23 protein-coding genes are annotated in these 23,980 nt (G+C 41.1%); 15 read left to right on the top strand and 8 right to left on the bottom strand.

Features of this window, described 5'->3' with window-relative positions:
* Positions 1-146: 146 nt before the first annotated feature.
* Positions 147-1,442: a chloride channel protein gene (locus H6G74_RS10885; RefSeq protein WP_313888477.1), complete on the top strand. Its 1,296-nt coding sequence runs from the start codon at positions 147-149 to the stop codon at positions 1,440-1,442.
* 149 nt (positions 1,443-1,591) lie between these two features.
* Here the strand turns inward: H6G74_RS10885 and H6G74_RS10880 are convergent, their stop codons facing one another.
* Positions 1,592-1,816, bottom strand: a complete 225-nt coding sequence (locus H6G74_RS10880; RefSeq protein WP_190967683.1) for a hypothetical protein — start codon at positions 1,814-1,816, stop codon at positions 1,592-1,594.
* Positions 1,817-2,252: 436 nt separating this feature from the next.
* Here H6G74_RS10880 and gyrA point away from each other — a divergent pair, with 436 nt between their 5' ends.
* From gyrA to H6G74_RS10860, 4 genes are read left to right on the top strand one after another with little or no spacing between them, the layout of a single operon-like run.
* Positions 2,253-4,841 (top strand): DNA gyrase subunit A, encoded by a 2,589-nt coding sequence (gyrA, locus tag H6G74_RS10875; protein ID WP_190967682.1) that lies wholly within the window; start codon positions 2,253-2,255, stop codon positions 4,839-4,841.
* Positions 4,838-6,511, top strand: coding sequence for an apolipoprotein N-acyltransferase (lnt, locus tag H6G74_RS10870; protein ID WP_190967681.1), 1,674 nt, complete (start codon positions 4,838-4,840; stop codon positions 6,509-6,511). The genes gyrA and lnt overlap by 4 nt, the downstream gene beginning before the upstream one ends.
* Before the next feature lie 41 nt (positions 6,512-6,552).
* Positions 6,553-6,729: a DUF6888 family protein gene (locus H6G74_RS10865; RefSeq protein WP_190967680.1), complete on the top strand. Its 177-nt coding sequence runs from the start codon at positions 6,553-6,555 to the stop codon at positions 6,727-6,729.
* Positions 6,726-6,914 carry a DUF6887 family protein gene (locus tag H6G74_RS10860; protein WP_190967679.1) on the top strand — a complete coding sequence of 63 codons (189 nt, stop codon included), beginning with the start codon at positions 6,726-6,728 and terminating at the stop codon, positions 6,912-6,914. Before H6G74_RS10865 ends, H6G74_RS10860 begins: the two co-directional genes overlap by 4 nt.
* Positions 6,915-7,081: 167 nt before the next feature.
* Here the strand turns inward: H6G74_RS10860 and H6G74_RS10855 are convergent, their stop codons facing one another.
* Complete coding sequence (locus H6G74_RS10855; RefSeq protein WP_190967678.1) at positions 7,082-7,480, bottom strand: hypothetical protein; 399 nt, start codon at positions 7,478-7,480, stop codon at positions 7,082-7,084.
* A 198-nt stretch (positions 7,481-7,678) separates the two neighbouring features.
* On the bottom strand, positions 7,679-8,869 hold the full coding sequence (locus H6G74_RS10850) for an MFS transporter (protein WP_190967677.1): 1,191 nt from the start codon (positions 8,867-8,869) through the stop codon (positions 7,679-7,681).
* Between the two features lie 418 nt (positions 8,870-9,287).
* Between H6G74_RS10850 and psb32 the strand changes: the two genes are divergently transcribed.
* Positions 9,288-10,028: a photosystem II repair protein Psb32 gene (psb32, locus tag H6G74_RS10845; protein ID WP_190967676.1), complete on the top strand. Its 741-nt coding sequence runs from the start codon at positions 9,288-9,290 to the stop codon at positions 10,026-10,028.
* A gap of 81 nt (positions 10,029-10,109) precedes the next feature.
* On the opposite strand, the gene H6G74_RS10840 is transcribed toward psb32, so the two are convergent.
* The 3 genes from H6G74_RS10840 to H6G74_RS10830 form a co-directional block, all read right to left on the bottom strand.
* Positions 10,110-10,493: a DUF4346 domain-containing protein gene (locus H6G74_RS10840; RefSeq protein WP_062295903.1), complete on the bottom strand. Its 384-nt coding sequence runs from the start codon at positions 10,491-10,493 to the stop codon at positions 10,110-10,112.
* Positions 10,494-10,577: 84 nt separating this feature from the next.
* Complete coding sequence (locus H6G74_RS10835) at positions 10,578-11,273, bottom strand: potassium channel family protein (protein ID WP_190967675.1); 696 nt, start codon at positions 11,271-11,273, stop codon at positions 10,578-10,580.
* Between the two features lie 266 nt (positions 11,274-11,539).
* Complete coding sequence (locus H6G74_RS10830) at positions 11,540-12,874, bottom strand: TrkH family potassium uptake protein (protein WP_190967674.1); 1,335 nt, start codon at positions 12,872-12,874, stop codon at positions 11,540-11,542.
* 151 nt (positions 12,875-13,025) lie between these two features.
* On the opposite strand from H6G74_RS10830, the gene H6G74_RS10825 reads away from it, so the two are divergent.
* The gene (locus H6G74_RS10825; RefSeq protein ID WP_190967673.1) at positions 13,026-13,868 is read left to right on the top strand and encodes a methyltransferase domain-containing protein; all 843 of its coding nucleotides are present in this window, start codon (positions 13,026-13,028) and stop codon (positions 13,866-13,868) included.
* Between the two features lie 71 nt (positions 13,869-13,939).
* Here H6G74_RS10825 and H6G74_RS10820 read toward each other — a convergent pair whose 3' ends face one another.
* Entirely contained in the window at positions 13,940-14,623 is a 684-nt protein-coding gene (locus H6G74_RS10820; protein WP_190967672.1) for a response regulator transcription factor, read from the bottom strand.
* A gap of 1 nt (position 14,624) precedes the next feature.
* The gene (locus H6G74_RS10815) at positions 14,625-15,731 is read right to left on the bottom strand and encodes a sensor histidine kinase (protein ID WP_190967671.1); all 1,107 of its coding nucleotides are present in this window, start codon (positions 15,729-15,731) and stop codon (positions 14,625-14,627) included.
* A 438-nt stretch (positions 15,732-16,169) separates the two neighbouring features.
* Here H6G74_RS10815 and kdpA point away from each other — a divergent pair, with 438 nt between their 5' ends.
* The 8 genes from kdpA (at position 16,170) to H6G74_RS10775 (ending at position 23,811) form a co-directional block, all read left to right on the top strand.
* Positions 16,170-17,915, top strand: a complete 1,746-nt coding sequence (gene kdpA / locus H6G74_RS10810; RefSeq protein ID WP_190967670.1) for a potassium-transporting ATPase subunit KdpA — start codon at positions 16,170-16,172, stop codon at positions 17,913-17,915.
* Positions 17,916-18,021: 106 nt separating this feature from the next.
* Positions 18,022-20,154 carry a potassium-transporting ATPase subunit KdpB gene (gene kdpB, locus H6G74_RS10805; RefSeq protein ID WP_190967669.1) on the top strand — a complete coding sequence of 711 codons (2,133 nt, stop codon included), beginning with the start codon at positions 18,022-18,024 and terminating at the stop codon, positions 20,152-20,154.
* 22 nt (positions 20,155-20,176) lie between these two features.
* Positions 20,177-20,428 carry a potassium-transporting ATPase subunit F gene (locus H6G74_RS10800; RefSeq protein WP_190967668.1) on the top strand — a complete coding sequence of 84 codons (252 nt, stop codon included), beginning with the start codon at positions 20,177-20,179 and terminating at the stop codon, positions 20,426-20,428.
* Positions 20,428-21,072 (top strand): K(+)-transporting ATPase subunit C, encoded by a 645-nt coding sequence (gene kdpC, locus H6G74_RS10795; RefSeq protein ID WP_190967667.1) that lies wholly within the window; start codon positions 20,428-20,430, stop codon positions 21,070-21,072. The genes H6G74_RS10800 and kdpC overlap by 1 nt, the downstream gene beginning before the upstream one ends.
* Before the next feature lie 110 nt (positions 21,073-21,182).
* Entirely contained in the window at positions 21,183-21,347 is a 165-nt protein-coding gene (locus H6G74_RS10790) for a hypothetical protein (protein WP_206756984.1), read from the top strand.
* Between the two features lie 63 nt (positions 21,348-21,410).
* Positions 21,411-22,871: a hypothetical protein gene (locus H6G74_RS10785; RefSeq protein WP_190967665.1), complete on the top strand. Its 1,461-nt coding sequence runs from the start codon at positions 21,411-21,413 to the stop codon at positions 22,869-22,871.
* A 4-nt stretch (positions 22,872-22,875) separates the two neighbouring features.
* Positions 22,876-23,127: a DUF7219 family protein gene (locus H6G74_RS10780; protein ID WP_190967664.1), complete on the top strand. Its 252-nt coding sequence runs from the start codon at positions 22,876-22,878 to the stop codon at positions 23,125-23,127.
* A gap of 351 nt (positions 23,128-23,478) precedes the next feature.
* Entirely contained in the window at positions 23,479-23,811 is a 333-nt protein-coding gene (locus tag H6G74_RS10775) for a TrkA C-terminal domain-containing protein (protein ID WP_190967663.1), read from the top strand.
* Positions 23,812-23,980 lie beyond the last annotated feature (169 nt).

Below are 23,980 nucleotides of genomic sequence, written 5' to 3'. Positions count from 1 at the left end.
TCCGCAGCAAATAGAGACTGGGGCTGAGTCAGTTGATTTGTTTGTAAGTGCTTTAGGGCTGCTAGAGTCAGCAGGGATAACGGAAATATTGTACAAGATAGTAGTAAATCTTAATTATTTTAGTTTTTATCAAAAGGATATTAACAGTGTCATTAAATCCGCCACCCCCAAACAATCAACCCCAAAGTTGGGCATTAACGCAACTGTTCGGACTAGCAAGGCGTAATCCTTTGATGATTTCTCGCTGGGTGCTGCGTTGGGTTGTGGTAGGGACGGTTAGTGGTTTATTTGCAGGGTTGTACTGGAATATTTTAGAACTGTTAACTCATCAGTTGCAAAAATTTCAGGGTTTAAGTCTGTTAATTGTGATGCCACTGGCTGGTTTAATTGTGGGGCTAGTGATTCATTTTTTAGGCAATCCGGGGGAAATTGCCGTGATTGTGGATAATATTCATTTTCGTGGTGGACGCTTGGATGGAAGGAAAAACCCCTCGATGATTCTAGCTTCTCTGGTTAGTATTGCGGCTGGTGGAAGTGCTGGCCCAGAAGCGCCATTGGTGCAGGTTACAGGTTCTTTTGGGACTTGGTTAGGCGATCGCCTCAAACTTGAAGGTGAAGATTTGCGATCTATGAGTTTGGCGGCGATGGCGGCTGGTTTTACGGCTTTGTTTGGCGCACCTCTGGGTGGGGCGATGTTTGCCTTAGAAATCTTGCATCATCAGCATGTTGTGGAATATTACGAAGCTTTAATGCCGGCGATTGTGTCTAGTTGTGCGAGTTATCTGGTATTTACAGCGATTACTCATTTAGGAATTGCACCAACTTGGCATTTTCCCCAATATCGCTTAGAAAATATCGATGATTTTGCCTTGGCGATTTTGTTTGGAATGATTGGGGCGATCGCAGGATGGATTTTCATCGGGATTTTTCGCACCTGCGACAGCGTTTTTCACCGTATTTCTGTCCCTATTTATTTACGCACTACATTAGCCGGGTTGGGAATTGGTAGTTTAGCCACTTTCTTACCTCTCACCCGTTATTTTGGCCATGAAGAATTAGAAACTGTGCTGACAACTAGTTTTTCGGGAATTTTTCTGTTAACACTGGCTTTGGGTAAAATGGCGGCTATTAGTATGACAGTCACAGGTGGGTGGCGTGGTGGATTTATTATCCCCTTATTTTTCACTGGTGCTTGTATTGGTAAAGCCGTGGTAATTTTGATTCCGGGGATTAATCCTGCTTTGGCAATGATTTGTACAATGGCGGCACTGAACGCAGCAGTAACACGCACACCCATTAGTACAACTTTGTTACTCTCAAAACTCACTAGTTTTAGTCCATTTACACCAATTTTATTTGCTAGTTTGGTGGGCTTTTTTCTAGCGCCTAAAGTGCCTTTAATTGCGGCTCAAATGAAGTCTCAGCAAGAAGTAATTAATTAATCACTGCTAAAAATGAATATTTATCTAGCTTTTTTAGCTATACCAATCCTAAATGATTCACAAACAAACATCTCTGCTTTGTCTCCCTTGTCTCTTGTGTGCGTAATCAAATAGGACTGCTATATTATTAGCCTTTATACTGCCCAAGTCTAATCAATTTTTGATATCTTGAGTTGATTTAGAAATTCTTTCTGCTCTGCTAAATATTTAGCAATTTCTTTGGCATTTAAAGGAATAACTTTTGTTGTAGGACGAATTGGTTGTAATACTTTATTACGACTACAATAAGAATAACTGGCTTTGCGATATACACAACTGTAACTTACTCCAGGCAGACGAAAATAGCTACCGATCGCTAATTGTTGAAATGTCATCTGTGAAACTCAATATCGATAATTGAACTGTATTATGATAGCCCCGGTCAACCGATAACCAACAGATGACATTAAAATCCCGTTACATTGGCGTGATTGCTGTTGGTTTTGCCTGTATTCAGCGTTAACCATCGCTCATTCTTTACCTCTGATTAATTGAGGCTATATATAACTAGTATTTTGGCAAATTGACTTTATTTTGGGGAAAATTTGGATAATTCTTGTGTTTAACTCCTGCTTGCTTAGTTAAGCCTGATTCTGCACATTCGCAGCAGCTATCAAACAAGAGGCTTGATGATAACTCTGCGGGCAAAAAAAAACAATACGTGCTAGAATTGTATCAAAATATGTCAATTATTCAAGAGTAATTTGGAATAATTTTACGCTTTGCCAACTGTAAAGGCTAAATTCTACGATTTTTGGAGTTTTTTCGGTTATGACAACCTCACAGGAGAGGATTATCCCAACGGATCTGCGGAACGAAATGTCCCGGTCTTATCTGGAATACGCCATGAGTGTGATAGTAGGTCGGGCGCTACCAGATGCCAGGGATGGTCTGAAACCTGTGCATCGCCGTATTCTCTACGCTATGCACGAGTTAGGTTTACTGCACGATCGCCCATTTAGAAAATGCGCCCGTGTGGTTGGGGAAGTGTTGGGTAAATATCACCCCCACGGCGACACAGCAGTATATGATGCCTTGGTACGGATGGCGCAGGATTTTTCCATGCGATCGCCCTTAATCAACGGACATGGTAACTTTGGTTCGGTAGATAACGATCCCCCAGCCGCAATGCGATACACAGAATGTCGCTTGCAAGCTTTAACTAGTGCCGCTTTACTACAAGACATTGAATCGGAAACCGTAGACTTTGCGGATAACTTCGACGGTTCCCAACAAGAACCCACCGTTTTACCATCCCGCATTCCCCAACTGCTACTCAATGGTTCATCGGGAATTGCTGTGGGGATGGCGACGAATATTCCGCCCCACAACTTAGGCGAACTGATTGACGGTTTGGTGGCGTTGATTCACAATCCCGAAATCACCGACCTCCAGTTGATGCAATATATCCACGGCCCAGATTTTCCAACAGGGGCGCAGATTCTCGGCACGTCGGCAATTAAAGAAGCTTATACAACTGGGCGCGGTTCGATTACCATGCGCGGTGTTGCCAATATTGAAACCATTGAACAGCGTGGTCGTCCCGAACGGGAAGCAATTATTGTTACTGAACTGCCTTATCAAACCAATAAAGCGGCATTAATTGAGAAAATTGCCGAATTGGTGAATGAAAAGCGCATCGAAGGCATTGCAGATATCCGTGACGAAAGCGATCGCGACGGGATGCGGATTGTCATCGAACTCAAACGCGATGCTTATCCCCGCGTGGTTTTGAACAACCTTTACAAACAAACCCCACTGCAAGCCAACTTTGGGGCAAATATGTTGGCGTTGGTGAACGGGGAACCGCAAATTCTCACCCTCAAGCAGTTTTTAGAAGTATTCCTCGATTTCCGCATCGAAGCCATCACCAGACGCACCCAATACGAACTGCGAAAAGCCGAAGAACGCGACCATATTTTGCAAGGGTTATTGATTGCCTTATCCCATTTAGATGCGATTATTAACTTAATTCGTCATGCGCCGGATGCACCGACAGCCAAAGGTGAATTAATTACAACCTACGGACTTTCGGAAGTTCAAGCTGACGCAATTTTACAAATGCAGTTACGGCGATTAACAGCCCTAGAAGCCGATAAAATTCGCCTAGAACACGAAGATTTACAAAGACAAATTTCTGATTTACAAGATATCTTGGCGCGGCGGGAAAGAATCTTAGAAATCATTGAAACCGAAATTTCCCAAATTAAAACCAACTTCGCCACACCCCGACGCACAATCATTACCCACGCTGAAGGCGAAATTGATGAACGTGACTTAATTGCTAACGAAAAGGCAATTATTCTGTTAACAGAACAAGGATATATCAAACGGATGCCGGTGAATACCTTTGAAGCGCAAAGCCGCGCCACCAGAGGGAAAGCCGCCGCCAAAGTCAAAGATGATGATACAGTAGAGCATTTCTTAACTTGCTGCGACCACGACAGTGTTTTATTCTTTAGCGATCGCGGCGTAGTCTACTGCCTCAAAGCCTATCAAATTCCTGTGGGTTCCCGTACCAGTCGCGGTACACCCATCGTCCAGATGTTACCCATTCCCAAAGAAGAGAAAATCACCTCCATTGTCCCCGTTGACGAATTCAGCGATGACGAATATTTAGTCATGCTAACTAAAGGTGGCAACATCAAGAAAACCGCATTAGCCGCCTTTAGCAATATTCGCGCCAATGGTTTAATTGCTATTTCCTTAGAAGAAGGGGATCAACTGCGGTGGGTACGTCGCGCCAGAGTTGAAGATAGCATCATCATTGGTTCGCGTCTGGGAATGGCTATTCACTTTAGATGTACCCACGAACAACTGCGTCCTCTTGGTAGGGCGACACGCGGGGTAAAATCGATGAAACTCAAAACTGGCGATGAACTTGTGGGGATGGATATTATTCCCGCCGCTATTTTAGACACACTCGACACGGGAACAGAAGATTCGGAAATCGAAGATATCGAAACCGAAGAAGTCGAAATTCTCGAAGAAACCGCAGAAGTACCAGCTAACGGTAGTATCGGCCCTTGGGTGCTAGTTATTACAATGGGCGGCTATGGGAAACGTGTTCCTGTCGGACAATTCCGCTTGCAAAACCGCGCAGGTCAAGGTTTAATGGCGACTAAATTCAAAAACCGCAAAACCAAAGACAAATTAGCCACCTTGCAAATCGTCAACAACGACGACGAAATCATGATGGTCACAAATCGCGGTATTATTATCCGGCAGGCTACCAATGCGATTTCTATCCAATCGCGATCGGCAACAGGTGTGAGAGTGCAACGCTTGGATGAAGATGATGCCATTACCGGAGTTGCGATCGTACCGCCTGATACGGGTGATACAGAAGAAGCGGAATGAACGCAAAAGTAAAAAGTAAAAAGGAAAAAGGAAAAGGCGATCATTCATTTTTAACTTTTGCCTTTTACCTTTTGCTTTCTCTGATTAGTGGCGTTTTGATGGGGCTAACCGTTGCGCCTGTAGGCGCGTGGTTTTTGGCTTGGATAGCCTTAGCCCCACTTTGGGTAATAGTTGTTCAAAAAAGTAACTCTTATTTAGAAGTTAAACAGCAAAAATCCTTTTTTTTACCTTTTACCTCCTTCGGAGTTCGCCAGTCGCTCATGGGGGAAACCCCCAAGACCGCGCTGGCTCACTTTTACCTTTTACCTTTACTTTGGGGTATCGGTTATCACAGCGTCGCCTTATTTTGGATTACCGGGATACACCCGATGGATTGGTTGGGTGTATCTTGGTGGCCGAGTTTAGCTATCACCGTGTTTTGCTGGGGATTTATTAGCCTGTGGGGAGGGCTATTTGTAACTATTTGGGGTGCGGTGATGGCACGCCTGAATCAGTCAAAACCTTGGTTGCGTGTTTTAATTGGTACAGCCTTGTGGTGCGGCTTAGAAAGTTTGTGGAGTTCCGGTTCCCTGTGGTGGAGTTCTCTAGCTTACACCCAATCACCACATAACTTGATAATTTTACACCTCGGTCAAATCTCTGGCCCTAATACTGTAACAGCTGCGATCGCTTCAATCAACGGTCTAATCGCCGAAGCCTACCTACTATCCTCCGCGCCTCGGCGGTTCGTAAATAAATATTTAACCTCAGCCACAGCATTATTTATCACCCTACACCTAATAGGCTTTTACCTATACAGCCAACCCATCGCCCAACCATCAGAAGCCGCCTTAAAAATTGGCATCATTCAAGGTAACATCCCCAACAAAATTAAAGTCAAACCTGAAGGTTATCGCCGCGCCATTACAGGCTATACCAACGGCTATGTAAATCTCGCCGCACAAGGTGTAAATGCAGTCCTCACACCAGAAGGCGCGTTACCTATCTTTGAACGCAATTTTGGAGATACGCCCTTAATTTCCGCAGTCCAAAAAAAAGGCGTAGTAATTTGGGTTGGTGCATTTGGGGAAAAAGGACGCAGTTATACAAACAGTTTATTTACCGTCAATAGCAAAGGTGAAACCACCAGCCGCTACGATAAATCGAAATTAGTACCCTTGGGCGAATTTATACCCTTTGAAGAAATTTTGGGTAAATTAATTAGTCGCTTGTCACCTCTAGATGAACACCAAGTTCATGGTGCAGCCAACCAGATATTTGATACCCCTTTTGGCAGGGCGATAGTTGGTATTTGCTACGAATCTGCATTTCCTGAAATATTTCGCCGTCAAGCTGCGGCGGGTGGACAATTTATCCTCAGTTCTTCTAACGATGCCCATTACAGTGCAGCCATGCCATTCCAGCATCATGCTCAGGATATCATGAGAGCAATTGAAACTGATAGATGGTCAGCACGGGCAACAAATACAGGCTATTCAGCTTTTGTCGACCCCCACGGTAGAACCTTGTGGATATCTGGCTATAACACCTATGAAACTCACGCAGAGACTATATATCGCCGTCAAACGCAGACTTTATACGTGCGTTGGGGAGATTGGTTAACACCGTTGTTGTTGGGTTTGGGTGTTGTGGGTTGGTTTGTGGGGAGAATTCAAGGAAGCTCAAATTAATGACCTATTAAAAAAATACACATAATGTAAAAAAGGAGGATATGGAACCAACACCAGAACAGTTACGAGCTTTATATCGCAGATGCGTAACAGCCAGTAATTTAATGCAGCCAATCAATATAGTTAGATTGGACGAACGTACCAAACGAATTTTTGTTTTAATTGGGGACACAATTGAAGTAGAAATCTTTCCCAATGGAGAGGTATTTATTAAATGAGCAAAATGAATTTCGATGAAATGTCTGATAAGGATTTGCTGAGTTACATTAGAACTCATCCTCATGACACAGAAGCGTTTCACAAATATATGGACAGATTGAATGAACGCCCTGGTGTGCTTTGCACTACAGATGAAGAATTTGAGGCTGAACTACGAAAACGTATTAATAAGTCGCAAGCTTAAAGCAAAAACTAAAGCGTTGTGTTTACAGCATAACGCTTTTCCGTTTAATGCAGTACAAATTGATAGAGGCTAGGGACTAGAGACTAGAGGAATCTACCTCATTGAGATGAAAAATGCTGTAATATCAAATACGCATTAAAATAGTGAAATTCACACCACAATGTTCTTTATTTGTATTCTAGCTGTGGTGCGACATCGCTCGCTACAATAACATCAATGCAATCATTGTCTGTGACAATGAAATAGTGAACAACATTTGACCTGTTGACCATACCACAAGCTTCATCTACTAACTCTTCCACCATATCTGAGTTTGATACTACATACATTGTTTCTTCCATTGGTAAAGGAAGATGTTGAAGTTGTTTTAGTCTGTATCCCTCATCTATAACGCGATAAACTTTTGTTGATTCAAATTTAACTGTAATTGTCTGATTTGAATCATGAAAAATCAAATTTATTTTCAATCCACTGTATTCATCTACTAGGGACTGTAGATCACATTGTCCTTTTGGAAAAATGCCAAGTTTCCACGGCTCATAAGACTGGCACTGAGTTCTATCCACCTTACCAATAACCTAATCTATAATCTTCCAGAACTTCTCTATACATCAATCACTAAAACAGACTTATGTCTGAAATATACGAAAAACTTTTTCAAAGCTTGTACTGATGCTGGTATTAAAAGTAGTTTTGCATAAACGTTGCGCTCAAATATTAGCAGAACGATTGAGAAACCTGGGTGTAGACCCAGATTCTTTGATTTAAACAGGTTTATCTGTTAACTCTGGCTGGGATTTATTCGCTTGCAATTGTACCCAAGCAAAGAAGGGAATTGCGAGTATTTGAGTTGCAGTCGAAAAGATGACTAATAAGGTGATGGAGCGATCGTACAAAACACCCATTAAAGTACTGCCTAAAAACCAAGCAAAACCATAGCCTGTACTGAAGATACCATAAGCTGTGGCGCGTTTGTGTTTGGGGACGAGTCCTGCGATCGCAGCTTTTAAAATTGACTCTTGCGCTCCCATCCCAATACCCCAAAATGCTATGCCTAACAACGCCATCTGGGTATTGCCTAAAAATACCAAAGGCGCAAACAACGATGAAACAAAAGCTGCAACCATCAAAATCGAAATACCTACGCGGTCAAATAAATAGCCAAATATCAGCGCAGCTATGGCATCAACTCCCATTGCCAAGGCATAAAATAACGGGATTGTTTGCCCAGAAGCAATATCTCCTTTTTGGAAATGAAAAGCGATTAACGGAAAATCTGCATAACCAGCCGCAATAATCGCCACCGCACCCAGATAAATCCAAAAAACTCGCGGGATGCCGTCTTCTTGACTCGTTTCATCTTCAATTTCCAAGTTGCTGGGATTGGGATACAAAAATTGCAAAACCAATAACACAATCAATCCCAACACCGCAGGTACAATCAAAATCGTGAAGCCGTTGCGGTACTCTCCTTGGAAATATACCATTGCTGCTACTGCTAAAGGCCCCATCACAGCCCCGGTTTGATCCATCGCTTCATGCAAACCAAAGCCAAAACCTCTGCCAATTTGACTCACACCATGAGACAGGAGTGCATCTCGCGGAGGAGTCCGCACGGCTTTACCTGTGCGTTCTGCCATCATCAAACCTGCGGCTACTTCCCATCTCCCAGCAAAAGCCAATAGAGGGACAACAGCAGTATTCAAAATAAATCCTAAAGTTGTAATCCCCCAATATTTGCGCGTCTGGTCGCTGAGATAGCCAATGGCTAGGCGCAAACCATACCCAATCAATTCACCAAAACCCGCTACTAGGCCTACCACAGTGCCGCTTGCACCTAACACTTGCAAATAAGCCCCTGTAATACTGCGTGCGCCTTCATAAGTGGCATCAGCACAAAGGCTAACAAAACCCAGTAAAATCACAAACTTCAAAGCGGCTGATTTCTGCGGCATACTTTTGTATTTATTCAAATTGCTACTTTCTATAATTCTGTCTTCATTGCTGCATCAGAAATCCACAAAAATCACCCTGTTTCTCTAAAAAACAGTATTTTTGCCAGATATTTAGTGTCTGTAGGTAGCAGCTAAGACAGAATTTTGGTTATATCATAAAGTTCTGGAATAATTGGCAAAGTCCGCCTTAAACATTTAGATTCCGCATCACAGCATAAAAATTACTAATTTTTTATTGCCAATTTTTTATATGAGCAGTCTAAGCAGATGTTAGGACTATATTTATATTTGAAACACATTATAATACTGGGTTTCTACTCAGCACCCAGCACTTTGCTATAGATAAATTCCTGAACAGGGTGATTTTGTCATTGATTGTGTAGTATTTTTGGTGCTAGTCTGTCTTAGGATCAATCAAATGAAACAGCTCCTCAGAACAGTATTTGGCATTAAAACATACATCATTTGGCTGCTAACACCAATACTGGCAATTATTCTTGGTGCATCACTTTTGGCTACCCCGGCGTTAGCCACTGGTGTGTATCAAATTCCGAATTTAACCCCCGGTGGTGACTGGGTTGTAGATCAAGGTGAAGTGCTAAGTCGCATCAACGAAGGTAAAATTAGTGGAGCCTTTGGAGATTTAGCCAAGAAAACTGGCAATGAAGTGCGATTTGTCACTATTCGCCGTTTAGATTATGGTGAAACACCAGAAAGCTTTACTAAAGGGCTGTTTGAAAAATGGTTTCCCACCAAAGAGGCGCAAGCAAACCAAACTTTGTTAGTGCTGGATACTGTTACTAACAACACTGCAATTATTACCGGGGATCAAGTCAAGTCTTTGCTGACTGATGCTATTGCTGAAAGTGTTGCTACAGAAACCTTAGCTGCACCATTACGCAACGGTGATAAATATAATCAGGCATTTTTGGATGCGAGCGATCGCTTAGTGAAAGTTCTCTCTGGTGAACCCGATCCCGGCCCACCACAAATTGTCGATAAAGAAACGGTAGAAGGCACCTTTACCAAAGCAGAAGATACCGACCAAGGTAGTGCAACTGCTTGGGTGATAGGTCTGTTAATTGCAGCAACCGTCATTCCGATGGCGACTTACTACATATATCAAGTAAATCAGCCACAGCCACCATCTAACGGCTAACTCTAAAGTCTGTTCGCCCTTGGCGTTCCCGCAGGGTAGTGTGAAGTATGAGGTGTAAAAATTTCATACTTCATACTTTTTCTAGTCTTGAACATACTCTTGTCCTGTCACTAAAGCCACCTCAGCACGGACAAATTCTCGTCCTAAATAAGCTGCATGGTCTAACTGCGACACTGGACAAGGGTGAGTTTGTTCAAAAATTTTCACACTGAGTTCCTTGGCAGTTCTGCCACTATAAACCGTGCTGTGGGTTCTTTCCACCTTACCCCGCGCCGGAATCACTTTTCCTGTTTCGGGATCTACCGCTAAACCATGCTCATCAATTACATTGGTAAAATGCTTGGCGTGGATTAATCCCTCTCCTCTATCCAAATAGATGATGAAATAGCCAGCCGGGTCAAGGTCAATATGACGCTGAGAAAGTCTATCATCTATTGCTGCTAAATCTTTAACTATTAAATCCATAACTGCGATCAAAAACAAAATTCTTTTTTCAGGGTTTTTACACCATATACTTAAGTGTAATTCCTATGTTCCTCAATCAGAGCATTAAATTGGTAAGCGATTAATATCTTTATTACAGCCAATTACCACCATTGCTGAACCACGTTCTAGGCGCTTGTGGGGGTCTGGGTTGATGGCAAATTTACCATCTTGACTGACAGCCAGCAAATTTAAACCATAACGATTACGCAGTTGAATTTCAGTAATGGTTTTGCCATGAAATTCATCAGGCACAATCATCTCAACAATACTATGGTCTGGGTCGAGGTCAAATCTATCTAAGATAGATGGTTTGGTGAGAGTACGTGCTAAAGCACAGCCGGCTTCATACTCAGGGAAAACAACATGGTCTGCACCGACTCTGTGCAATAACTTGCGGTGAACTTCACTAGAAGCTTTCGCCACAACGTGAGGTACACCACCTTCTTTGACATTGAGAGTAGTAATAATACTTTCTTGAACGTAATTACCGATCGCTACAATCACTGTATCAAATTCAAAAATCCCTGCTTCTTTCAGTGCGGCTGGTTCTGTAGAATCTAATTGCAAAGCATGACCAACGATTTCTTCTGTCAACGCTTCACACACTCTTTTTTCATCAACATCTGTTGCTAAAACTTGATAACCAAACTTATGCAGGGTTGAACATACAGACCGACCAAACCGACCTAGCCCAATGACCGCAAATTGCTGATTATCTTTACGTAGGCTGCGAAAAAAACCTAGTGATGCAAGGTTCACAGTTGCTTTCCTTATTAACGCTCCCTGTATTTAGGACAAAAAATTCTGAAATCTCACTTAAAGTAACAATTTTTATTTTTTGCCTAGTGTTTCATATTTTATCAGTTTAAGTTAATGGTATTGATACTCAGTACGGTTATCCCAACAGTTAGTTTTCGTTATCCATAAATAAATCCCCGACTTCTTGAAGAAGTCGGGGATCTGAGCCTTTCAATTTTTACAAATCCAGTAGAATTTTTATATGAAATCTTTTTCCTTTCAATCAGCTATCCCACCAATAGGTTTTCTTCAGGATAGTGAATTCTAGTCGGGCGGGGGTCGCCTAAAATCGCGGACATTAATAATAAAACCCCAACTCTACCAATGTACATGGTAATAATTAATATTAGTTTAGCGGCGGTTGAGACTGTACCTGTTATCCCTGTAGAAAGACCAACGGTAGCAAAGGCGGATACTACTTCAAATAAAATTTGAATAAAGTCTAACTTTGGATCTGTTAAAGATATTAAAATCGTTGACAAAATTACCGTAGCTACAGAACCAACTAATACACCCACTGCTTTCAATATTAAAGATATCGCTATTTTGCGGTCATACAATAAAACTTCTTCCTTGCCTTGCAAAATTGCTTTTGTACAACTTGTCAAAACTCGTAAAGTTGTGGTTTTTATCCCCCCGCCTGTACCACCAGGACTAGCACCAATAAACATGAAGGCAATGGTAATGAATAGACCAGCAGTGGTCATTTTACTAATATCTATAGTGTTGAATCCGGCAGTTCTAGGGGTGACTGATTGAAACCAAGCTACTAAAAACTGACCGCCTAAGTCTAAGTTACCAAAGGTTGCGGGGTTCCTGATTTCAATACAAAAAAAGGCAATCGTGCCGAGAATTAACAGAATTAAAGTTGTGCTGGTGGCAACTTTAAAGTCTAAAGAAAGTACTAAAATTGTCTTTTGTTTGAGGATGCGATCGCGCAACCAAAGATACATCTCTAAAATAACTTGATAACCAATACCCCCAAAGATAATCAATGTCGTGACTGTGAAAACTACTAACACAGATGTTTGATAACCAATCAAATTATCTTTAAATAAACTAAATCCTGCATTATTCCAAGAATTCACACTATGAAAAATCGCTAACCATAGCCCTTGTGACCAACCATATTGCGGTACAAAAACAGGCAAAAGTAAAAATATTCCAGTAATTTCAAAAATTAAAGTCGTAGCAATAATTGAGCGAATTACTTGGGCGCTACCGTGCATCCCTGGTCTGTCTAATGCTTGTTGAATCGCCATTTTTTGCCGCAGATCAAATTTATGCCCAATCAGCAAAATCAAAAAGGTAGTGGTTGTCATATATCCCAAACCACCAATTTGAACTAACAAGGCAATAAACAACTGACCCCAAAAAGAAAAATAAGTCCCAGGGTCAACCACTGATAAGCCCGTCACACAAACGGCAGATGTTGAGGTGAATAATGCCACAACTAAATTATTCCAACTACCGTCGCTAGTTGAAATCGGCAGCATCAACAACATCGTCCCGACAGCTATGACAGCCAAAAATCCCAAGCAAATTGTCCGCGAAACAGTCATATTAAAGTAGAGCCTCTAAATTATTCCAGGTAGGGTCTACACCATAGATTCTTCCTGGAAAAGAAAAACATCCTGATTTAATTAAAAACACACATGGTAGCCTACCAGTATGTTTATTTAAACTCTGTCTTGTCTTAACATTATTTGTTTTATGAGTACAACACTATATCAGCAAATTCAGCAGTTTTACGATGCTTCTTCTGGTTTATGGGAAGAAGTTTGGGGCGAACACATGCACCACGGTTTCTACGGTGTAGATGGAACGCAACCAAAAGACCGCCGTCAAGCGCAAATTGATTTAATTGAAGAATTGCTGAATTGGGCAGATGTTAAAACAGCAACTAACATTTTAGATGTGGGTTGTGGTATTGGCGGTAGTTCTTTATACTTGGCAGAAAAGTTTCATGCTCGGACTACTGGTATTACTTTAAGTCCTGTGCAAGCCGCCAGAGCGACAGAACGCGCTCAGGAAATGTTGTTACATCTAAGAAGTAAGTTTTTAGTAGCTAATGCTCAAGCAATGCCTTTTGCAGATGATAGCTTTGACTTGGTTTGGTCACTGGAAAGTGGTGAACACATGCCTGATAAAACCCAGTTTTTGCAAGAATGTTATCGGGTATTAAAACCGGGCGGGACTTTAATTATGGCGACTTGGTGTCATCGACCCACAGATGATGCACCATTAACAGCAGATGAACAAAAGCATTTGCAAGATATTTACCGCGTGTATTGTTTGCCTTATGTGATTTCGTTACCAGAGTATGAAGCGATCGCTCATCAACTACCATTAAAAAATATCCGCACTGCTGATTGGTCAGTTGCTGTTGCACCATTTTGGAATGTCGTAATTGATTCCGCAATTACACCTAGTGCAATTTTTGGGTTGTTGCGTTCTGGCTGGAATACTATTCAAGGAGCCTTAGCACTAGGGTTAATGAGTCGCGGTTATGAAAATGGGTTAATTAAGTTTGGTTTGGTGTGCGGACAGAAGTAGAAATTCCAGCTTCTTGAAAGCCAACTAAAAGAACTTTGAGTGTATCCAAATACTTGCAGGTGTGGATTTTGCTAATCATTTACAATGATGTCGCTTTTGATTAATCCTTTTTGTAAAGCCATCATCACAGCTTGAGTGCGATCGCTCGCCTCTAATTTTTGTAAAATGGCATGAATATGCACTCGCACTGTTCCCGGTGCAATATATAGTGCAGCTGCAATTTCTTGATTGGTTTTACCTGCTGCTAACAGCGATAAGATTTCTTGTTCGCGCCCAGTTAGGGGATTGGTAGGCTTTAAGATATTGTCGGTGTGGGGTGATGATTCAGCCAAAAAAGAAGAACGAATTTCTTTGGTTGCAGTTTCATCCCACCAAGAAGCACCAGCTGCTACAGAACGCAATGCTAAGACTAATTTTTCCGCAGCAATGCCTTTCATACAATAACCTTGAGCGCCTGCTTCAATTAACTTGAAAATTAATGGCTTTTGCGAGTGGGAAGTGAGAATTAAAATTGGCAGTGCAGGATTTTGCTGCTTAATTTGTCTACAAGTTTCAATTCCACCAATTCCCGGTAAACCAACATCTAACAACACAATATCTAGAGGATGTTCTTTGACTAACTCAATAGCTGTTTCACCATCTTCAGTCTCAGCAATAATTTCTAACCCAGGTTCTTGCTGCAACCGTACTTGCAAACCTAAGCGAAAAAGTTCATCATCTTCAACTAGTAGAATTTTGATTGAGGTAGAAGACATTTCACGCAGATGGCGGAGATGGAAATGGATAAACAGGTAGTTTAAAAGCAAACACAGCACCAGTCGGCACTTTGTTCTCTGCCCAGATTATACCTCCGTGGGCTTCAATAATTTGCCGAGATAAATAAAGCCCCAAACCTGAACCTTTGGCTTGGCGGCTATGACCTTGATAAAATCTTTCAAATAAGTGAGAAAACTGTTCTGGTTGAATACCCGCACCTGTATCTAAAATTTTCACAACTTGATAAGAAGTTTGGGGTTCTAAAAAAACTTCCACCTTTCCACCACGGCGGGAATGATTAATCGCGTTGACTAACAGATTATTAAACACGCGATGCAGTTGTAACGCATCACCATACACCCATAATGATTGTCGCCAATTAGAATCGCCATAACTGACCGACAGATGAACACGACGATTTGCAGCTAATTCCATCAAATCACCGATCGCCTCTTCTGCCAAAATAGTTAAATCAACTGGTGCTAAGTCCAGTTTTAAACCTTCGGTATCGTTGCGATAAACATCTAAAAGCGTTTCTACCAATTGTAAGGAAGTCTGATGACTGCGTGCCATTGTCGATAAGACTTGTTGTTGCATTGGTACAACTGGGCCAAATTTTTCTTGTTGAAAAGCCTTGATAGTTTCAATCGCCCCTAACAACGGTGTTTTTAAATCATGAGTCAGCGTAGAGGCAAAATCTTCTCGTAGCTTGACCAATTCCTCTTGGGATTCTAACTTAGCGCGAGTTACTGCGATCGCCTCTTGAGAACGACGCAGGCGATCGCTTAAAATACCAGTCACAATTAAAGCCATCACCGCAATTAAGCGACTAGCTACCGTCGAGACTTTCACTAATTCATTTCCCGGTACAACCAAATTCAACAGCGTCAAACACACCGCCAACACAGTTGCGAAAAAAGTTGCCCTGCCGCCAAACCAATAGTTTGTTAATAAAATTGCGCCTGTATAAAGATATCCAAAAACATATTCTGTTGGTGTTTTAAACTCCATCACCATCACACCAACAAATAGACACAATATAATAATAAATCTGCCTAATTCATAGCGTTGACTATTCTTTTGAGCTACAAATTTATCTGCGTTCATCGGCGTTCATCCTCTGCTATCGGCGGTTAATTCCTTGTTCCTGTATCCTCAACTGTGAGCATGGATATATTCAATATAGTACTAACGCAATAACTCTCTAAAACTCTTATAACTTCGTGTCCTTTGCGTCCTTTGCGGTTCGTTTTTTCTTAATTTTGCGTAAGTACTACAATATATATTCTTGATTAATACCTCATTACAATAGCTTATCTTCTCTGCACTCTCTGCACCTACCTTTCGGGAAGCCACTTCGTGTCTAATGCAGTTCGTTTATCATAAAATTGGCAGCGTTTAGGAACAAACTAAACGCTAGATATAGAAAAAATAAACGCTGTATAAATATAAATTTATATCCTCCATCCCTTGTTTTTCCCTCATAAAAAATCGATGATCTAAATTAATTCAATTAATTACAAATTGTCTAAATAATTAATATTTATGCTCCAAGGATGGATTCAAATTGGACTAACGCTACTGATTGTAGTAGCCATAACTCCATTTTTTGGGCGATATATGGCGCGTGTTTACCAAGAACGCAGCACATTTCTCGACCCAATTTTAAACCCAATTGAACGCATACTTTACTCTTTAGTTGGCGTTCAGACTAAAGCAGAAATGACAGGCTGGCAATACGCCAGAGCCATTCTCTACAGCAATATCGTCATGGGTTTGCTGATATTCTTCATTCTCATGAATCAAGGATGGCTACCCTTTAACCCAACAAAAATCCCGGCACCAACTTGGGATACAGCCCTACACACAACAATTTCCTTTATTACTAACACCAACCAACAACATTATTCTGGTGAAACATATTTGAGTTACGCCAGTCAAATGTGGGGACTTGGTTATCACATGTTCACCTCAGCCGCCACGGGTTTAGCAGTGGGAATTACTTTTATCCGTGGGTTAACAGGTAGACCATTAGGTAACTTTTATGTAGATTTGATTCGCTCAATTACGCGAGTTTTATTACCTATTTGTATTGTTGGCGGAATTGCGTTGATGGCGGCTGGTGTTCCCGAAACCTTGGCAGGGCCAGTTATATTCCCGACTTTAGAAGATTCTAATATTAGTCAGGCGATCGCTCTCGGCCCCGTTGCCCATTTTGAAATCATCAAACAACTCGGAGAAAACGGCGGCGGCTTTTTTGCCATCAACTCAGCCCACCCCTTTGAAAATCCCAACGGATTTTCTAACTTGATTCAAATTGTGGCGATGTTATCAATTCCCACATCCTTGATTTATACCTACGGCTTATTTGCCAATAACACCAAACAAGCCTGGTTAGTTTACGGGATGGTGGGCGTAATTTACATCGTATTTATTATCATCACAGCCATTGGTGAATATAACGGCAACCCCGCAGTCAACGCACTCTTAGGTAGTACCCAACCCAACTTAGAAGGTAAAGAAGTCCGCTTCGGCTGGGCGCAGTCAGCCTTATTTGCCGTCAGTACCACCGGAACCATGTGCGGTGCAGTCAACAGTTTACACGACTCCTTTATGCCCAACGGTGGTTTTGTCACCCTCTCCAATATGTTTTTACAAATAATTTGGGGTGGACAAGGTACAGGTACAGCTTATTTATTTGCCTACCTAATTTTGGCAGTATTCGTCACAGGCTTAATGGTAGGACGCACACCAGAATTTCTCGGACGCAAAATCGAAAAGCGCGAGGTAGTACTAGCGAGTTTCTTGATTCTCCTAGTTCACCCCATCTCCATTATGATTCCTGCCGGTATAGCGTTAGCCTTCCCCGACCAACTAGCAGGAATCAGCAACCCTGGCTTTCATGGCTTTGCCCAAGTCCTTTATGAATATGCTTCGGCTGCGGCTAACAACGGCTCAGGCTTTGAAGGCTTAGGCGACTCCCAACCATCACCCATCGCCATTGCAGCAGGCGCAAAAACCACAGCAACCGCCCTCTGGTGGAACCTCAGTACTTGCTTCAGCCTCCTCGCCGGACGCTATATCCCCATCATCGGCTTACTCCTACTCGCCGATAGTATGTCTCGCAAACCCCAAGTCCCCTTCACAGTTGGCACATTACGCACCGACACCGGACTGTTTACAGGCGTAACCGCAGGCGTAATTTTAATTCTCGGCGCACTCACATTCTTTCCCGTCCTCGCCTTCGGCCCCATCGGTGAGGCCTTCTGGATAGCCAAAGGTATCGGCTAAGACGATTTTGGATTTTGGATTGAAAATTGTTTTCTCTTAATCACTAGACCACTATTTGCGAGCTTTTCTTTGCGTCTTTGCGTCTCTGCGTGAAACATCTCTCTCTATGAAAACCAACACAACACCTCGTCTACCTCAAGGAACCCGTGACTCGCGCAAACATACCCCTAAATCAGATATGCGGGGACTCTACCAAAGAGCAATTAAAGAGTCATTTGTCAAACTCCACCCCAAAATAGCTGTTCGTAACCCAGTCATGTTTATCGTCTGGGTAGGAACAATTGTTACCTTCCTCGTTACCCTCGACCCCAATTTATTCGGCACAATTCAAGCAGATGTTAATCAACAACGCTTATTAAACGGTTTAATTACACTTATTCTGTTCTTCACCGTTGTCTTTGCCAACTTTGCCGAAGCCGTAGCCGAAGGACGCGGTAAAGCCCAGGCTGATTCCTTGCGCTCCACCCGTTCTGATACCGTTGCGAGTAAAATTCTTCCTGATGGTTCAATTCAAACAGTTAATTCTACAGAACTGCGACGCGGCGATTTAGTCAAAGTCGTAGCTAATAACATGATTCCCGCCGATGGGGAAGTGATTCAAGGGATTGGTTCTGTGGATGAGTCAGCAATTACGGGAGAATCAGCCCCAGTACTCAAACAACCAGGTACAGATATTGCCAGTTCAGTTACAGGCGGTACGCGCTTACTTTCTGATGAATTAACAATTCGGATTACGGCTGATCCTGGTAAGGGTTTTATTGACCGGATGATTTCATTGGTAGAAGGCGCAGAACGCACCAAAACACCCAACGAAATTGCCTTAACAGTATTGTTAGCAGTGTTAACCCAAGTGTTTTTAATTGTCGTGGCAACCATGCCGCCCTTTGTTAACTTTATTGCTAACTTTATCAGTACAATATTTGGCACAGAAGCTGGCAATAGCTTACGGGCGGGTGCGAGTGTGGCGATTTTGATTTCCTTGCTGGTTGCTTTAATACCAACAACTATCGGTGGATTACTCAGTGCGATCGGAATTGCGGGGATGGATAGAGTAGCACAATTTAACGTGATTGCCACCTCTGGACGCGCCGTTGAAGCCTGTGGTGATATCAATACCCTAGTACTAGATAAAACAGGCACAATCACCTTGGGCAACCGGATGGCGGATGAGTTTATCCCTGTTAACAGTTACACCATTGAAGATGTCGCCAGAGTTGCCCGTGCTGCCAGTGTATTTGATGAAACACCAGAAGGTAGGTCGATTGTCAAACTGGCAGATACTTATCACGTTGGTGTAGATTTCGATATCAACCAAGCAGAAGGTGTAGAATTTTCTGCCAAAACCCGGATGAGTGGGACAAACCTCCCCAACAGTAAACAAGTCCGTAAAGGGGCGGTGGATGCAATTAAAAGCTTTGTTCGCTCTCGTGGAGGCCATATTGCTAGTGATGTTGATGCAGCCTATGAGCGAGTTTCGCGGTTAGGCGGTACACCCTTAGCAGTTTGTCAAGATGACCAAATTTTTGGGGTTATCTATCTCAAAGATATTGTCAAACCCGGTTTGCGTGAAAGATTCGACCAACTCCGGCGGATGGGTGTCAAGACAATTATGCTCACAGGTGATAACCGCATTACGGCTGGTGTGATTGCTCAAGAAGCAGGTGTTGATGATTTTATCGCTGAAGCCACACCAGAAGACAAAATTGGTGTAATTCGCGCCGAACAATCTCAAGGTAAATTGGTAGCAATGACCGGAGATGGTACTAATGATGCACCTGCATTAGCCCAAGCCAATGTGGGTTTAGCAATGAACTCTGGGACACAAGCTGCTAAAGAAGCCGCTAACATGGTGGATTTAGATTCTGACCCCACCAAATTAATTGATTTGGTCACTATTGGTAAACAACTATTAATTACCCGTGGGGCGTTAACTACTTTTTCTATTGCTAACGATATTGCTAAGTATTTCGCTATTATTCCCACTATCTTTGCGGCGGCGGGAATTGGCGCACTCAACATTATGGGACTGAAAAGCGCCCAATCAGCAATTATCTCAGCCCTAATTTACAACGCTCTGATTATTCCCGCACTGATTCCTTTAGCACTGACAGGAGTCAAATTCCGTCCCCTAACAGCAGATCAATTATTAAGACGCAACATTTTCATTTATGGTTTGGGCGGAATTGTTGCCCCTTTTATTGCCATCAAATTAATTGATGTTCTCTTACCTTTGTCTTAATTTTTCACGAATTATCAATGTTATGAAAACTTTTCTTTTACCTCAAATTTTGGCAGAAATAATTGATTTTACTGCTGATTACCACATTCCAAAACTGCCTTTATATCTGTTTTTGGGAATGTGTTTAAACATCGTGGTTGCACCTGTCGTTTATGCTGCCACCGGAGAAAGTTTTTCTCATTTTCAGGCTTGGTCATTAGGTCTATTAGGACTAGTAACTTTGAGCCTTTCTACTTATTTATTCTTTGTTATGTTTGTTCCGGAGAAATTCTAATGAGTTTTGCACGCGAAGTTAACAGAGCCATTCGTTCTACTTTAGTATTGTGGGTAATTGGCGCTCTTATCTATCCCTTTGTGATGATTAGTATTGGACAGATTATCTTGCCATTTCAAGTCAACGGTAGTCTGATTAAAAATAGCCAAGGTCAAGTGATTGGCTCTAGTTTAATTGGTCAACCTTTCACTTCCGAACGATACTTTAATAGTCGTCCTAGTACCACCAGTTACAGCACTGCTGACCCGAAAAAAGATGACGCTGGAGTTTTAAAAACTGGGGTTTCGGGTGCGAGTAATTTAGCACCAAGCAATTCAGCATTGATTGAACGGATCAAAGGTAAAGATGACCCTGACCCCAGCAAACGTGTTGAAGGTGATTTAAATCGATTAAAAGCCGCAGGTATCCAACCTACAGCTGATTTAGTTTACGCCTCTGGTTCTAGTCTCGACCCCCACATTACCCCGGAAGCCGCCAAAGCACAAGTTAACCGTGTCGCCAAAGCGCGAGGACTCCAACCCCAACAGTTAGAAACTTTGATAGCTCAAAATACCGATGGTCGCTTCTTGGGTGTTTTTGGTGAGCCAGGAGTTAATGTTTTGAAATTGAACTTAGCTTTGGATGCGTTGAAATCTGCAAGTTAGTTATGATTTTTTGTGCGAAAATTTTTCTGTTCACAACCGAAAAAATGAAGTTAATAATCTGCTTGAGCTTTATTGTATGGATGGTAGTAATATCAAGTTATGCCTGGTTAATGATAGGTATAAAACATCAATACTTTTCCCGATTAGCAGATATTAATTTAATTCCAGATACCCCAGAAACAAAACTTTTGCAACGAGAACGGGGTGGGATTAGACGGGTAAGAAATCAAGAGATTGCTAATAAAATGAATGCTACTTTGAGCAAATTAGTATAAGTTACTGTTTGCAGTTGATTTTATGTTGCGATCGCACCTCTATTTAGTCAATCAAAAATATTTATGAGACAGAAAGAAACAGTCTTCGTTATTCCTACTCACCGCCTCAGAGATGTAGCCCAAACTGTTGAAAAGTATGATGAGAATTTCTGGGCTAATGGTCACGCAGTCAAAATGATCATTTTTGATGATTCCAGTATTGCCAATTACGAGAAATACTATCCACTTATTGAACAAACAAAAACTGTCAATGATGTGTTTTATGTCGGCCCCCACGAAAAAGAACAATTTATTAATTTCTTAAATGAGAGACTACGGGATAAAAAACTAGAGTCGCTTGTCAAAAATTTATTTCGACCTAGTTATGGTGGAAATCGTAACTTTACACTTATGTATACCCTGGGACATTTAATGGTTAGCGCCGATGATGATATGCGCCCAGATGCACTCATTGAAACTAGCCCAGAGTCTTTATCAAATGATGAAATATGTCGAGGTAAACTGATCAAAGCAGAGCAGAAAGATGGCTATATCCATAAATCTTTTGACATCCTCACCGCGTTTGGTGATGTTCTCGGAAAAAAAGTCAGTCATGTCCCCGAAAACTTTGAGATGGGAGACTATTTGATTGATACAGCAATGGATTTAGAAACCAACACAACAAAAGGTTACTTTACTGAAAACTCTCTTTTAGTCCAAAAGGGAACAGTTTTTAATAATGCTGTTGTCAAAATCGCCCAGACATTCCGCACCGGGACTAATGATATTGATACACTTGATTTTGTCCATCTGTATCTCAATGATGAAAACCAAATTAGTCCTAATGATTTGAATGATTTTTATATTCTGACTAATTTTAGACCGGTGATTACTAATAAAAATTGGCGGATGGATTGCGGCGTAGCTGGATATGATAATCAGCTAGGTTTACCGCCATTTTTCCCAACCCGATTAAGGTTTGAAGACTATATATATCGGCTATGGATACAGCAAGAAGGTATTGTTGCGGCTCACGTTGATGCTGTTCAGAACCATATTCGCAATAACTACATGCGAAATCCACTCGCCAGTGAAATATTTAATGAAGAAATATGCAGCCTGCTCAAAAAGAAAATTAAAGATAGCTTGTATCATCTTGATGATTTAAGTATCAAATTTGACTATTCTGGTGAAGTAACTCTACTAGATTCTGAAGAAATTCTCGAAAAAATTTCTGCTATTTATCATCAAATCATCAAAGAATCACAGTCTACTCAAAATGAAGAAAGAAAACAGTCTCTACAATTATTTGCTAATAACTTATCAAGAGTTTTTTATGGGTTTGAGCCAGATTTTTTTCAACAAAATGTCTCCCGTATTGTTGATGATGTAATTAGTCAATTTCATGCTTCTTTAGAAATTTGGCCAACTTTAGTAGAAATCTGTTACTTGTATAAAGATAAAAAGAACCTACCGCAAGTTCGTGTAAAAAACAATAAGCTGAAATCAAGAAATGGTTCGAGATTTAGTGAAGTTTTAGTCTAAATATATGCCGGAATATCATCAGCAAGAGAAAAATAATTTTCTTTATCCTTGCACTCGCTACTACGGAAAAGTCAAACCAGAAAATTTAGTTTTTCATAGCAACCTACAAGAATTTGCTCAAAAAGTGGGTTATATAGCTGGATTAGAAACAGGTGGAAAACTATCTTTGGAAGAAGCATACGAACAGATTAGTAAGCTTTGGCAACAATTACAATACAGCAAGCAAGAATTGGGTGTTGGTGTAGAGTTCAAATAAATATTTAGGTTGATATTGGCAGGAATTACCTAAATACTTTATTGCTCAAAATTGCATATTTAAATTAAGAGTTCAGAAGTCAGAAGTCAGAATCCAGAATGAGAGTGAATTAAGGTTTTACTAGACAGATATTCTCACTGTCTAGAGCCATAATTCATCAACTGCGATCGCTTCTGACTTTTGTATTTTAAATACTTACATCAAGTTCATCATAAAATAAACAGATGTTTAGTTATAACTAAACATCTGTTTATTTTATTCATAACGTTTAATTTTCAGGAATATATATCCTTATATCTAGATTTTTGGTTTAAAAAAATGCAGAATAATATCTAGAATTAAAAATACTTTATGCTTGAAAATCAAAGTTTTATCGAACCTAGCTTATTTGGTGTTTCCATTCAATCAAATAGTATTTACTGTGGGATTCATTTAGCCAAGGTTACTTTACCTGAGCAATGTGCTTTTCTTGGTATTTTAAGAGCAGGTCAAATCATTCCACTACAATCTAATCCAGAAATTTATGCTGGAGATTATATTCTAGCGATCGCACTTAATCCAATGATGGTTCCAGCACTCAAAGTTACTCTCAAAAAAATCCATTCTGTTTACTATTCTCTCAGTAACTGCTTGCTAGAAGCTCGACCACATTACATTAGTAATTACTCTCGTGATTTTAATTAAATTTCTATTCTTTAATAATATAATGTGAAACTAAAAAAATAATAATATGTAGATAAAAGTATGTCTTTTTTAATAGTATGTTTAGCATCTGCTTTTTTGGTTGCAGTTTTGGCTTTTTTGGTATTTGTCATTTTAGAGCTTTGTCTCATTATACAAAAGAGAATTAAAA

Origin of the sequence: Nostoc spongiaeforme FACHB-130 (assembly GCF_014698475.1) — a bacterium.
Lineage (GTDB): Bacteria > Cyanobacteriota > Cyanobacteriia > Cyanobacteriales > Nostocaceae > Nostoc_B > Nostoc_B spongiaeforme.
This window is presented reverse-complemented; position numbering and strand designations above follow the sequence as displayed.

Excerpts from the sequence above, each read along its gene's own strand:
- H6G74_RS10880 (WP_190967683.1), bottom strand. The coding sequence starts at position 1,816 with ATGACATTTCAACAATTAGCGATCGGTAGCTATTTTCGTCTGCCTGGA.
- gyrA (WP_190967682.1), top strand. The coding sequence starts at position 2,253 with ATGACAACCTCACAGGAGAGGATTATCCCAACGGATCTGCGGAACGAA.
- lnt (WP_190967681.1), top strand. The coding sequence starts at position 4,838 with ATGAACGCAAAAGTAAAAAGTAAAAAGGAAAAAGGAAAAGGCGATCAT.
- H6G74_RS10865 (WP_190967680.1), top strand. The coding sequence starts at position 6,553 with ATGGAACCAACACCAGAACAGTTACGAGCTTTATATCGCAGATGCGTA.
- H6G74_RS10860 (WP_190967679.1), top strand. The coding sequence starts at position 6,726 with ATGAGCAAAATGAATTTCGATGAAATGTCTGATAAGGATTTGCTGAGT.
- H6G74_RS10850 (WP_190967677.1), bottom strand. The coding sequence starts at position 8,869 with ATGCCGCAGAAATCAGCCGCTTTGAAGTTTGTGATTTTACTGGGTTTT.
- psb32 (WP_190967676.1), top strand. The coding sequence starts at position 9,288 with ATGAAACAGCTCCTCAGAACAGTATTTGGCATTAAAACATACATCATT.
- H6G74_RS10840 (WP_062295903.1), bottom strand. The coding sequence starts at position 10,493 with ATGGATTTAATAGTTAAAGATTTAGCAGCAATAGATGATAGACTTTCT.
- H6G74_RS10830 (WP_190967674.1), bottom strand. The coding sequence starts at position 12,874 with ATGACTGTTTCGCGGACAATTTGCTTGGGATTTTTGGCTGTCATAGCT.
- H6G74_RS10825 (WP_190967673.1), top strand. The coding sequence starts at position 13,026 with ATGAGTACAACACTATATCAGCAAATTCAGCAGTTTTACGATGCTTCT.
- H6G74_RS10820 (WP_190967672.1), bottom strand. The coding sequence starts at position 14,623 with ATGTCTTCTACCTCAATCAAAATTCTACTAGTTGAAGATGATGAACTT.
- H6G74_RS10815 (WP_190967671.1), bottom strand. The coding sequence starts at position 15,731 with ATGAACGCAGATAAATTTGTAGCTCAAAAGAATAGTCAACGCTATGAA.
- kdpA (WP_190967670.1), top strand. The coding sequence starts at position 16,170 with ATGCTCCAAGGATGGATTCAAATTGGACTAACGCTACTGATTGTAGTA.
- kdpB (WP_190967669.1), top strand. The coding sequence starts at position 18,022 with ATGAAAACCAACACAACACCTCGTCTACCTCAAGGAACCCGTGACTCG.
- H6G74_RS10800 (WP_190967668.1), top strand. The coding sequence starts at position 20,177 with ATGAAAACTTTTCTTTTACCTCAAATTTTGGCAGAAATAATTGATTTT.
- kdpC (WP_190967667.1), top strand. The coding sequence starts at position 20,428 with ATGAGTTTTGCACGCGAAGTTAACAGAGCCATTCGTTCTACTTTAGTA.
- H6G74_RS10790 (WP_206756984.1), top strand. The coding sequence starts at position 21,183 with ATGATAGGTATAAAACATCAATACTTTTCCCGATTAGCAGATATTAAT.
- H6G74_RS10785 (WP_190967665.1), top strand. The coding sequence starts at position 21,411 with ATGAGACAGAAAGAAACAGTCTTCGTTATTCCTACTCACCGCCTCAGA.
- H6G74_RS10780 (WP_190967664.1), top strand. The coding sequence starts at position 22,876 with ATGCCGGAATATCATCAGCAAGAGAAAAATAATTTTCTTTATCCTTGC.
- H6G74_RS10775 (WP_190967663.1), top strand. The coding sequence starts at position 23,479 with ATGCTTGAAAATCAAAGTTTTATCGAACCTAGCTTATTTGGTGTTTCC.